The organism is Streptomyces solicavernae, from assembly GCF_029968095.1.
GTDB lineage: Bacteria > Actinomycetota > Actinomycetes > Streptomycetales > Streptomycetaceae > Streptomyces > Streptomyces solicavernae.
Genome location: NZ_JASCIR010000001.1, coordinates 266530 through 278257, shown reverse-complemented (window position 1 = coordinate 278257; position 11728 = coordinate 266530). Strand labels below are relative to the sequence as shown.

Below are 11728 nucleotides of genomic sequence, written 5' to 3'. Positions count from 1 at the left end.
GGATCCGTTGGGTGGGGTGAGAGTCCGGAAACAGGGCTCACCCCGAGGCATTAGGCAGTCCGCAGAGACGAGGAATCAAGCCGTGAGCGACGTCCGTAACGTGATCATCATCGGCTCCGGGCCCGCCGGCTACACGGCCGCGCTGTACACCGCGCGCGCCTCGCTGAAGCCGCTGGTGTTCGAAGGTGCCGTCACCGCAGGCGGTGCGTTGATGAACACCACCGAGGTGGAGAACTTCCCCGGATTCCAGGACGGCGTGATGGGCCCCGAGCTCATGGACAACATGCGCGCCCAGGCCGAGCGCTTCGGCGCCGAGCTGATCCCGGACGACGTGGTGTCCGTCGACCTCAATGGTGAGATCAAGACCGTCACCGACACCGCCGGCACGGTCCACCAGGCCAAGACCGTCATCGTCACGACCGGCTCCCAGCACCGCAAGCTCGGTCTGCCGAACGAGGACGCGCTCTCCGGCCGCGGCGTCTCCTGGTGCGCCACCTGTGACGGATTCTTCTTCAAGGACCAGGACATCGCCGTGCTCGGTGGCGGCGACACCGCGATGGAGGAGGCGACCTTCCTCTCCCGCTTCGCCAAGTCCGTGACGATCGTGCACCGCCGCGACAGCCTGCGTGCCTCGAAGGCCATGCAGGACCGCGCCTTCGCCGACCCGAAGATCAAGTTCGCCTGGGACAGCGAGGTCGCCGAGATCCACGGCGAGCAGAAGCTCACCGGCCTCACCCTGCGCAGCACCAAGACGGGCGAGACCTCCGAGCTTCCGGTCACCGGCCTGTTCATCGCGATCGGCCACGACCCGCGCACCGAGCTCTTCAAGGGCCAGCTGAACCTGGACGACGAGGGCTACCTCCAGGTCGAGGCCCCCTCGACGCGCACCAACCTGACCGGTGTCTTCGCGGCGGGCGACGTCGTGGACCACACCTACCGCCAGGCCATCACGGCCGCCGGCACCGGCTGCTCCGCCGCGCTCGACGCCGAGCGCCACCTGGCCGCCCTGGCCGACAACGAGACCGCCGCCGCCGCGGTCTGAGCCCCACCGCTTCGCCTCACCTTCAGTTCAGTTAAGGAGAACAACACCATGGCCGGTGCCACCATCACCGTGACGGACGCGGACTTCGAGGAGAAGGTCCTCAAGAGCGACAAGCCCGTGCTCGTCGACTTCTGGGCCGCCTGGTGCGGCCCGTGCCGCCAGATCGCCCCCTCCCTGGAGGCGATCGCGGCCGAGCACGGCGAGATCGTCGTCGCCAAGCTCAACATCGACGAGAACCCGGCCACCGCCGCGAAGTACGGCGTCATGTCGATCCCGACGCTGAACGTCTACCAGGGCGGCGAGGTCGCCAAGACCATCGTCGGCGCCAAGCCGAAGGGCGCGATCGAGCGCGACCTTGAGGGCTTCATCAAGTAGTCCTCCCGCGCAGGCGCACGATCAGCGCCTCGCTGTTTCACGTGAAACGGGCCCAACCCCAGCGAGGGTTGGGCCCGTTCGCATGTCCCACCGGCGCATCTTCACAGCGGACGCAACGCCGGCTCCTTCTGCACCGCCCCCAGCAAGCGGTCGAGCGCGAGCTCGACATCTTCCTTCCAGGAGAGCGTCGTACGCAGCTCAAGCCGCAGCCGCGGATAGGTGGGATGCGGTCGTACGGTCTTGAAGCCCACCGCCAGCAGATGGTCGGCGGGCAGCACACACCCGGGCTCCTTCCACCGCGCATCCCCGAACGCCTCGATCGCCTTGAAGCCCCGGCGCAGCAGATCCTTGGCGACGGTCTGCACCATCACGCGCCCCAGTCCCTGGCCCTGATAGCCGGAGGTGATGAAGCCCGTCATCAGCTGCACGGCGTCCGGGGACACGGGGCTCGTGGGGAACGCCGTGGAGCGCGGCACATAGGCGGGCGGCGCGTAGAGCACAAAGCCCGCAGGCACGTCGTCCACGTAGACGACCCGGCCGCACGAGCCCCACTCCAGGAGCACGGCGGAGATCCAGGCCTCCTTCTCCAGCTCCGGAGTACCTGCCTTTACCGCATCCGATCCGCTGACCGGATCGAGCTCCCAGAAGACACAAGTACGGCAACGCTTCGGGAGATCCGGGAGATTGTCCAACGTGAGCGGTACGAGCCGACGCCCCATGAAGGCGGTTCCTCACTTTCTTGACGCGCCGCCCCAAGGGCGGCTGTCAGAACGCTCCGTTCCTTGAGCAGGCTGCCGACGAAACCGCCGACGGCTCCCAGCCCAAGTCCTGCGGTCACCAGGCCTGTGCGGCTCACCGATCGCATGCCCGCCCCTTCTTCTGAGGTGCTGCCAGGAAAGTCACTGGTGCTGCCAGGTGGATACGTCCTACTCGACCGCATCGTATCCATCCTGCGATTGCCTCGATACCGGTGGAAAGTAAAGAGCAGGCCGTGTTCCGGTACACACCGGACACGGCCTGCTCTGCAATGGCCTGTCGTGGGGCCGCTACGCGTCGGCGTCGGCGTCGTTCGCGGGGCCCTTGTCCAGGACCGGTCCCTCGCCGGGAGCCAGCGTGTCGAGGATGCGCTCCAGGTCGTCCATCGAGGCGAACTCGACGACGATCTTGCCCTTCTTGTGCCCCAGGTCGACCTTCACCCGCGTCTCGAAGCGGTCCGAGAGCCGGGAGGCCAGATCAGTGAGCGACGGCGAGACCCTGCCTCCGGCCCGCGGCCCCTTACCCCGAGGCGGGCTCTTGGGCCGCGACCCCATCAGCGTGACGATCTCCTCGACCGCCCGCACCGAGAGCCCCTCGGCCACGATCCGGTGGGCGAGGCGGTCCTGCTCCTCCGAGTCCTCGACGGACAGCAGCGCCCGTGCATGCCCGGCCGACAGCACCCCGGCACCAACTCGACGCTGCACGGCCGGCGAGAGCTTCAGCAGCCGCAAGGTGTTGGAGACCTGTGGACGCGACCGCCCGATCCGGTCGGCCAGCTGGTCATGCGTGCAGTTGAAGTCCCTCAGCAACTGGTCGTACGCCGCGGCCTCTTCGAGCGGGTTCAGCTGGGCGCGGTGCAGGTTCTCCAGGAGCGCGTCCAGGAGCAGCTTCTCGTCGTCCGTGGCCCGCACGATCGCGGGAATCCGCTCCAGACCCGCCTCCCGGCAGGCCCGCCACCGCCGCTCACCCATGATGAGCTCATAGCGCGAGGGCCCCAGCTGCCGTACGACGACGGGCTGGAGGAGACCGACCTCCTTGATGGAGGTGATGAGCTCGGCGAGCGCGTCCTCGTCGAAGACCTCACGCGGCTGCCGCGGGTTGGGCGTGATGCTGTCGAGCGGCAGCTCGGCGAAGTGCGCCCCCGCGGGCGGCTCCGGCGTGAGGTCCGGTGCGGCCGCGTCCACGCTCGACGGCTGCTCCGTTTCACGTGAAACATTGCCTTGCGGCAGCGAGGCCAACTTGGCTGCGGGCACACCGCGTTCAGCGGTCAGCACCGGGCTGGGGGAGGTCGAGTCCGGAGAGGTCGAGTCCGGCCCCTCAGCGGGCGGTGCGGGCTTCTTTCCGGTGGGAGCCGCGGGGATCAGCGCGCCCAGTCCTCGTCCCAGCCCCCTACGTCGATCGCTCACTGGATCCCCTCCGCCATGTTCTGCCGCCCGTTCTGCATCTGCGAGTGGGCCTGCTGCGCGTCGTACCGTACGCCCACACCGCGCAGCGCCATTTCACGGGCCGCTTCGAGGTAGGAGAGTGCGCCACTGGACCCCGGATCATAAGTCAGCACGGTCTGTCCGTAGCTCGGCGCCTCCGAGATACGCACAGAGCGCGGGATGCTCGTCCGCAGCACCTCGTCGCCGAAGTGGTTGCGCACCTCGTCCGCCACCTGGGAGGCAAGGCGGGTCCGGCCGTCGTACATGGTGAGCAGGATCGTCGACACATGCAGATCGGGGTTGAGGTGTCCGCGGACGAGGTCGACATTGCGGAGCAGCTGGCCGAGCCCCTCCAGCGCGTAGTACTCGCACTGGATCGGGATGAGCACCTCGGCTCCGGCGACCAGGGCATTGACCGTCAGCAGCCCCAGGGACGGCGGGCAGTCGATCAGGACGTAGTCCAGCGGCTGCTCGTAGGCCTGGATGGCGCGCTGCAGACGGCTCTCCCGCGCGACCAGCGACACCAGCTCGATCTCCGCACCGGCGAGATCGATGGTGGCGGGGGCGCAGAACAGACCTTCGACATCGGGCACGGGCTGGACCACTTCGGAGAGCGGCTTGCTCTCCACCAACACGTCGTAGATGGAAGGGACTTCGGCGTGATGGTCGATCCCCAGCGCCGTGGAGGCGTTGCCCTGCGGGTCAAGGTCGATCACCAGAACGCGCGCACCGTGCAGCGCGAGCGAAGCGGCAAGGTTGACCGTCGTGGTCGTCTTGCCGACGCCGCCCTTCTGGTTGGCGACCACCATGACGCGGGTCTGCTCGGGCCGTGGGAGGCCCTCGCCGGCGCGGCCAAGAGCCTCCACCGCCAGTTGGGCAGCACGACCAATGGGGGTGTCGTCCATCGGGGGCGGTGTTTCACGTGAAACATCCTCCCCCACCGACTCAGTACGGGGACCGGGGACCGGATCGGTCATCGGTCCCGCGATGTTGGCGTCGGACCGCAAGGATTCACTCTCCTCGACTTCAGGCTCGCAATGAACAGAGCCTCCCATGTCCTTGGGGTCGTGAACCAGCGAGGCCTGTTCTTCTGTGGATGAATCCCTCTTTGTGGAAAACTCCGCCCCCCTTACGGGGGGTTTCCGGTCGCGCGAAGTGGCGGCAGCGCGGCCTCGGCTGATGATCCCCTGCAGCAGTGAGCGACGTTTCACGTGAAACACGATGCCAGGACGGCGTCCGTTTCACCCGTGACACTCCGATTTGCCCGCTTTATCCATACTGGAGCCGCGGGTTCAGACTCCGACCGCAGAAACGCTCTCCGCGAAGCGGATCAGCGGCGCCGCCCCCGCCCGGCCCGCGAAGGACGAGCCGCCTTGGCCCGCTTCGCCGCGAACCGCACACCGCCGGGACTCTCCCCGACCTCGACCCGCACCACGGTGGACAGCGGATCGACCACGCCCTCACCGACATGCAGCACGGAGGTCTTCACGGCGCCCAGCTTGCTGAGGGCGGCCTTGGCCCCCTTGACCTCTTCCTCGGCGGTGTCGCCCTTGAGCAACAGCATCTCTCCGTACGGACGGAGCAGCGGTACGCCCCAGGTGGCCAGGCGGTCCAGCGGCGCCACGGCACGGGCGGTCACCACATGGACGGGCTGGAACTTGCCCAGCACCTCTTCGGCCCTGCCGCGCATGACCGTCACATGATCGAGGTCGAGCAGCTCGACGACCTCGGTGAGGAAGTTCGTACGACGCAGCAGCGGCTCAAGGAGAGTGATCTTGAGGTCGGGGCGGACCAGGGCCAGCGGGATGCCCGGAAGCCCGGCGCCCGAGCCGACATCGCACACCGTCACGCCCTCGGGCACGACCTCGGACAGCACCGCGCAGTTCAGCAGGTGCCGCTCCCACAGCCGGGGCACCTCGCGCGGGCCGATCAGTCCGCGCCGCACGCCCGCGTCGGCCAGCAGCTCCGCGTACCGGACCGCGTCCGCGAAGCGCTCACCGAATACCTCACGGGCCTGCTCCGGCGCCGGGGGGAGTTCTGCTGCCTCCGTCACGGGGACCGTCCTTCCGTACCGCACTGGGTGCTGAATATCAGGCTGACAAAGATCGGCCCCGCCTGCGAAACAGACGGGGCCGGGAACTGCTGGGGATCAGGCAGGGAGTACGACGACGAAGCGCTGCGGCTCCTCGCCCTCGGACTCGCTGCGCAGGCCGGCGCTCTTGACCGCGTCGTGCACGACCTTGCGCTCGAACGGCGTCATCGGGTCGAGCTTGACCGGCTCACCGCTGCTCTTGGCCTCGGCGGCGGCCTTGGCGCCCAGCTCGGAGAGCTCGGCGCGCTTCTTGGCGCGGAAACCGGCGATGTCCAGCATCAGGCGGCTGCGGTCACCGGTCTCGCGGTGCACGGCGAGCCGGGTGAGCTCCTGCAGCGCCTCAAGCACCTCGCCGTCACGGCCGACCAGCTTCTGCAGGTCGCGGCCGCTGGAGTCGCTGATGATCGAGACAGCGGCCCGGTCGGCCTCGACGTCCATGTCGATGTCGCCGTCCAGGTCGGCGATGTCCAGCAGACCCTCAAGGTAGTCCGCCGCGATCTCGCCCTCCTGCTCAAGGCGGGTCAGGGTGTCGCCGGCCTCAGCAGCAGCCGAGGGGGTGGTGCCTTCCGTCACGGGATGGGCTCCTCTTCTTACTTCTTGGACGGGTGCTTGGGCCGCTGCGGACCCTTGCGCTGTCCGGACTTGGCTTTGCTGCGGTTGCCGGAGCCAGAGCCGGTGCCGGGCTTGGCACCCGCGGGCTTGGCCTTGGACACGGAGTCCTGGGGTTCGTCCCCGGACTTCTGCAGTGAGGTCTTGGCGTCGGAGTCGCTCTTCGCGGATTGGACCTGAGCCGTGCCGGACTGCCGCTGCGACTTGCTCTGCCGCTTGGGCTGCTGGCGCTTCGACGCACCTCCGGCCCCGGTGTCGTCGCCTTCGGCCACGGCGACGGCGGTGTCGCTCTTCGCCACCACACCATCGGTCTGGGCGGCGAGGCCCGCCTTGCTCAGGCCGTTGATGAACTTGCGCTCGATGTCGTTGCGGTCGCGGCCCTTGGCGACGATCGCCTTGACGATGTTGCGCTCGCTCTTGCGCATCTTGCCGCCCTCGCTGCGGGCCAGCTTGGCCTGCAGCCGATCCAGGTAGGCGCCCTGCGCCTTGCTGCCCGGGGTCGGGTTCTGGCGGATGACGTACATCTGCTGGCCCATGGTCCACACGTTGGTGGTCAGCCAGTAGACGAGCACACCGACGGGGAAGTTGATGCCGAAGACGGCGAAGATGACCGGGAAGACGTACATCAGCATCTTCTGCTGCTGCATGAACGGCGTCTTGACCGTCATGTCGACGTTCTTCGTCATCAGCTGGCGCTGGGTGAAGAACTGCGACAGCGACATCATGATGATCATGATCGCGGTCACGATGCGGACGTTGGTCAGCGTGGCGTCAAGGGCAACGACCTTCTCAGGGCTGTCCATGAACTTCGCGGCCAGCGGGGCGCCGAAGATGTGGGCCTTCTGCGCGCTCGCGAGCAGCGGGCCGGTGATGATGTCACCGACTTCCTTGTTGGAAGCGATGCTGTTCAGCACGTGGTACAGCGCGAAGAAGAACGGCGACTGCGCCAGGATGGGAAGGCACGAGGAGAGCGGGTTGGTGCCCGTCTCCTTGTAGAGCTTCATCATCTCTTCGGACTGGCGCTGCTTGTCGTTCTTGTAGCGCTCCTGGATCTTCTTCATCTCGGGCTGCAGCGTCTGCATGCCACGAGTCGCCTTGATCTGCTTCACGAAGAGCGGGATCAGGCAGATCCGGATCAGGACCACCAGAGACACGATCGACAGGCCCCAGGCCCAGCCCGAGTCCGGGCCGAAGATCGCCCCGTACAGCTTGTGGAACTGGACGATGATCCACGCGACGGGTGTGGTGATAAAGCTGAAGAAACTGGCGATCGTGTCCACTAATCAGGCTCCTTGAGCATGGGACGGGGTCTCGGTGGCGGACTTCCCGCCCTTGTTGCGCCAGGCGTTGCGCAGCATTTCGTGCCACCGGGGCCGCTTGCGCGGCGGGACATGGTCCACGCCTCCGTGCGACCACGGATTGCACCGCAGGATGCGCCAGGCAGTGAGCGCCGTCCCCTTGATCGCACCGTGCCGGTCGATGGCCTGGAAGCCGTAGTGGGAGCACGACGGGTAGTACTTGCACACCGGGCCGAGCAGCGGACTGATGGTCCACTGGTAGATCTTGATCAAGGCCAGCAGTGGGTACTTCATCGCGCGCCCCCTCCCAGCAGCCGCTGCAGGGCGACGTCCAGGTCTCGGGCCAGCTGTGCATGGTCGGCGTCGCCCGCTCCGGGCAACGCGCGTACGACTACCAGGCTACCGGGGGGCAGCTGGGCGAGCCGTTCGCGCATCAGGTGCCGCAGTCTGCGCTTCACCTTGTTCCGTACGACCGCCACGCCCACGGCCTTGCTCACGACGAAACCCGCACGCGTCGGGGGAACGCTCTCCCCAGGCGCGTGCGGGTCCGTTGTACCGCTGCGTAGATGGACGACGAGAAGCGGGCGGCCGGCCCGGCGTCCTCGGCGTACCGCGGTCGCGAAGTCCTCGCGCCGCCTCAGCCGGTTCTCGGTAGGCAGCACGACGTCATGACCTGCTGCGGTCAGGCAGACAGGCGGGCGCGACCCTTGCTGCGGCGGGACGCCAGGACGGCGCGGCCGGCACGGGTGCGCATCCGCAGCCGGAAGCCGTGGGTCTTCGCGCGACGACGGTTGTTCGGCTGGAAGGTGCGCTTGCTCACTCGGGGGCTCCAGAAATGAATCGGGTGACGGCGGGTGTCGTGTGGCTGTCACCGTGCGCCCGCGAGGAGCTCGCATACGCCCGAGTGCACCGCTGCACGGTTCGGATCGGACCGTGATCCATGCCCATCGGAGGCAGGCGGCAGCAGCCATCGACAACTCGACCTGGTCACGGTACGCGCGGCTACGCCATCCGGTCAAACCGGCAGCGGGCGAGGGGACACTGTGCACAGCCTGTGGACAACAACTTGAACCGCAACGGTCGCCCTGACTACCGTGGCTGAACTCCGATTCGTTCCCTTCCCCCCGCACCACCCGATTTCCGTTTCGACCCGTCCCGAGAACCACACCTTCGTGGGACCCATGAGAGAGCGTGCCCTGTGGCTGACGTACCTGCCGATCTTGCCGCAGTGTGGCCACGCGTACTTGAACAACTCCTGGGTGAGGGCCGCGGTCAGGGAGTCGAGGCGAAGGACGAGCACTGGATCCGGCGCTGCCAGCCGCTGGCGCTGGTCGCCGACACCGCGCTGCTCGCCGTTCCCAACGAATTCGCGAAGGGCGTCCTTGAGGGCCGGCTCGCCCCGGTGGTCAGCGAGACCCTGAGCCGCGAGTGCGGCCGCCCGATCCGCATCGCGATCACCGTCGACGACTCGGCGAACGAACCGGCCCCGACCCCCGCCCCGGCGCCCCAGCGCTACGAGGAGCCGCAGCAGCAGCGGTACGAGGAGCAGGAACTCCCGGGCGCCGGCCAGGACCGCGACCAGCGTGAGCAGCGCGATCAGTACGAGGGCTACCGGCGCCGCGAGGACCTGCCCTCGGGCGGCCGCGCCGAACACCCCGGCGCGCACGGCGGCTCGCACGGCACCACGCACAACGACCAGCTTCCGACGGCCCGCCCCGCCTACCCGGACTATCAGCGTCCGGAACCTGGCGCCTGGCCGCGGCCGACGCAGGACGACTACGGCTGGCAGCAGCCCCGCCTCGGCTACCCCGAGCGCGACCCGTACGCCTCACCCTCCGGCCAGCACGACTACCGCCCCGGCCCGCAGGAGCGTCCGTCGTACGAGCAGGAGCGCCCGCAGTACGAGCAGGACCACCCGTCTTACGACCCGGACCGTTCGTCGTACGAGCAGGACCGCTCAAAGTACGACCAGGAGCGGTCGTCGTACGAGCAAGAGCGCCCGTCGTACGACCAGGACCGCCCGCAGTACGAGCAAGAGCGGTCGTCGTACGAGCAGCAGGGGCGGGGGGAGCGGAGGGAGCACCCGGACGCGGGCCACGGCGGGCCGCGCGGCGGTCACGCCTCGCACCCCGGCCCGAGCGGGCGGGGTGTGCACAGCGCTGGGCCCGGGTCCAGTTCGCTGCCCGCGCCCAGCGGTGCGCCGGGGCCGCTCGCCGCCCAGCCGGCGCCCGCGACGGGGCCCGGGGAGCCGACGGCGCGGCTGAACCCGAAGTACCTCTTCGACACCTTCGTCATCGGCGCCTCGAACCGCTTCGCGCACGCGGCCGCGGTCGCGGTCGCCGAGGCGCCGGCCAAGGCGTACAACCCCCTGTTCATCTATGGGGAGTCGGGCCTCGGCAAGACCCACCTGCTGCACGCGATCGGGCACTACGCGCGGAGCCTCTACCCGGGCACGCGCGTGCGGTACGTGAGCTCGGAGGAGTTCACCAACGAGTTCATCAACTCGATCCGCGACGGCAAGGGCGACAGCTTCCGCAAGCGGTACCGCGAGATGGACATCCTGCTCGTCGACGACATCCAGTTCCTCGCGGACAAGGAGTCGACGCAGGAGGAGTTCTTCCACACCTTCAACACCCTCCACAACGCGAACAAGCAGATCGTGCTCTCCAGCGACCGGCCGCCCAAGCAGCTGGTGACGCTGGAGGACCGTTTGCGCAACCGCTTCGAGTGGGGCCTGATCACGGACGTCCAGCCGCCCGAGCTGGAGACGCGGATCGCGATCCTGAGGAAGAAGGCCGTGCAGGAGCAGCTGAACGCTCCGCCGGAGGTCCTGGAGTTCATCGCGTCCCGTATCTCGCGCAACATCCGTGAGCTGGAAGGGGCGTTGATCCGGGTCACGGCCTTCGCCTCGCTCAACCGGCAGCCCGTCGATCTTGGGCTGACGGAGATCGTCCTGAAGGATCTGATCCCCGGCGGCGAGGACGCGGCCCCGGAGATCACGGCGACGGCCATCATGGCGGCGACCGCGGACTACTTCGGCCTGACGGTGGACGACCTGTGCGGATCGTCGCGCAGCCGCGTCCTGGTGACGGCCCGCCAGATCGCCATGTACCTCTGCCGTGAGCTGACGGACCTGTCGCTGCCGAAGATCGGGGCGCAGTTCGGCGGCCGCGACCATACGACGGTGATGCACGCCGACCGCAAGATCCGCGCGTTGATGGCGGAGCGCCGCTCCATCTACAACCAGGTCACCGAGCTCACCAACCGCATCAAGAACGGCTGACGGCCGAGGCCAGAACGGCCGGCAGCCGCAGGACAAGCCGTCCCAAGGGCGCCCGGAGCATCCCGCTCCGGGCGCCCTTCGCGCTGTCCGGAGCGCGGCCACGCGCTGTCCGGAGCGCGCCACGAGCCGCGTACGGAGCCCACCGCCAGCTGTCCGGAGCCCACCGGCCGCTGTCCGGAGCCCACCGGCCGCTGTCCGGGGCGCGCCACGCGCTGTCCAGGGCGCGCCACGAGCCACGTGCGGAGCCCGAGGCGTTCACCCTTGCGGGCACCCGGTGTTCGATTTCGGGTCTGCGGGAGGCTGTTCTCCACAGAAATACGGCGGCGAGGCCGTCCACACCCTGGGGACTGGGAAGTTATCCATACTGTGTCCACAGGCAGCCCTGATGACAGATCATCATTCCAGGTCAAGTGGTTGTGGATTCGTGGACAAACGATCTCCACAGGCTGTGGACAACGATCTCGCCCACAGAGCGCCCGAAGCGTTGTCCACCGGCAACCCACAGGCTGAGGCCAGTTGTCCCCAGCTTTCCCCGGCTTCTCCACATGGTTGTCCACTGTTCGGCAACACAACGCACCCTCTCACCGGCGCGAGTGAAAGCCGTCACACCAAGCTGCTGGGTTGGCCTGTGGGCAACCTGGGTAAAGCTGGGGACAGCGCTGGGGACAAGTCGCCCTGTCCTGTGTATGGGGTGTGCACAACTTTCCGGTGTCCACAGCCGAGCCCGGTTATCCACGGGCTCCACCCACAGGACCGGTGGAAAAAATCTGGGGCGTGACCTGCGAAAACGCAGTTATCCACGGTTTCCACAGCCCCTACTACTACTCCCACCTAGATAGCCCTGGGAAC

Annotated in this window: 12 protein-coding genes; 3 read left to right on the top strand and 9 right to left on the bottom strand. The window is 68.0% G+C overall.

The genetic code is table 11. From position 1 onward, the window contains the following. Window positions 1-82 precede the first annotated feature (82 nt). Both trxB and trxA read left to right on the top strand, forming a co-directional pair. Window positions 83-1042: a thioredoxin-disulfide reductase gene (gene trxB, locus QIS99_RS01290; RefSeq protein WP_282509461.1), complete on the top strand. Its 960-nt coding sequence runs from the start codon at window positions 83-85 to the stop codon at window positions 1040-1042. A 48-nt stretch (window positions 1043-1090) separates the two neighbouring features. Next, complete coding sequence (gene trxA, locus QIS99_RS01285; protein ID WP_282509460.1) at window positions 1091-1417, top strand: thioredoxin; 327 nt, start codon at window positions 1091-1093, stop codon at window positions 1415-1417. Window positions 1418-1518: 101 nt separating this feature from the next. On the opposite strand, the gene QIS99_RS01280 is transcribed toward trxA, so the two are convergent. The 9 genes from QIS99_RS01280 to rpmH all read right to left on the bottom strand — a co-directional run bounded on the left by QIS99_RS01280 (window position 1519) and on the right by rpmH (window position 8416). Then, window positions 1519-2136, bottom strand: a complete 618-nt coding sequence (locus tag QIS99_RS01280) for a GNAT family N-acetyltransferase (RefSeq protein WP_282509459.1) — start codon at window positions 2134-2136, stop codon at window positions 1519-1521. Window positions 2137-2463: 327 nt separating this feature from the next. After that, entirely contained in the window at window positions 2464-3579 is a 1116-nt protein-coding gene (locus tag QIS99_RS01275; protein ID WP_282509458.1) for a ParB/RepB/Spo0J family partition protein, read from the bottom strand. Continuing rightward, window positions 3576-4652, bottom strand: coding sequence for an AAA family ATPase (locus QIS99_RS01270; RefSeq protein ID WP_282509897.1), 1077 nt, complete (start codon window positions 4650-4652; stop codon window positions 3576-3578). The genes QIS99_RS01275 and QIS99_RS01270 overlap by 4 nt, the downstream gene beginning before the upstream one ends. Before the next feature lie 275 nt (window positions 4653-4927). Next, on the bottom strand, window positions 4928-5650 hold the full coding sequence (gene rsmG / locus QIS99_RS01265; RefSeq protein ID WP_282509457.1) for a 16S rRNA (guanine(527)-N(7))-methyltransferase RsmG: 723 nt from the start codon (window positions 5648-5650) through the stop codon (window positions 4928-4930). 96 nt (window positions 5651-5746) lie between these two features. Continuing rightward, on the bottom strand, window positions 5747-6262 hold the full coding sequence (locus tag QIS99_RS01260; RefSeq protein WP_282509456.1) for a Jag family protein: 516 nt from the start codon (window positions 6260-6262) through the stop codon (window positions 5747-5749). Between the two features lie 17 nt (window positions 6263-6279). Continuing rightward, entirely contained in the window at window positions 6280-7578 is a 1299-nt protein-coding gene (gene yidC / locus QIS99_RS01255) for a membrane protein insertase YidC (protein ID WP_282509454.1), read from the bottom strand. A 3-nt stretch (window positions 7579-7581) separates the two neighbouring features. Beyond that, window positions 7582-7890, bottom strand: a complete 309-nt coding sequence (gene yidD, locus QIS99_RS01250; RefSeq protein ID WP_282509452.1) for a membrane protein insertion efficiency factor YidD — start codon at window positions 7888-7890, stop codon at window positions 7582-7584. Then, on the bottom strand, window positions 7887-8258 hold the full coding sequence (gene rnpA / locus QIS99_RS01245) for a ribonuclease P protein component (RefSeq protein ID WP_282509450.1): 372 nt from the start codon (window positions 8256-8258) through the stop codon (window positions 7887-7889). The genes yidD and rnpA overlap by 4 nt, the downstream gene beginning before the upstream one ends. Window positions 8259-8278: 20 nt before the next feature. Continuing rightward, complete coding sequence (gene rpmH / locus QIS99_RS01240) at window positions 8279-8416, bottom strand: 50S ribosomal protein L34 (protein ID WP_016644655.1); 138 nt, start codon at window positions 8414-8416, stop codon at window positions 8279-8281. Between the two features lie 378 nt (window positions 8417-8794). Between rpmH and dnaA the strand changes: the two genes are divergently transcribed. Next, window positions 8795-10879 carry a chromosomal replication initiator protein DnaA gene (dnaA, locus tag QIS99_RS01235; RefSeq protein WP_282509442.1) on the top strand — a complete coding sequence of 695 codons (2085 nt, stop codon included), beginning with the start codon at window positions 8795-8797 and terminating at the stop codon, window positions 10877-10879. Window positions 10880-11728 lie beyond the last annotated feature (849 nt).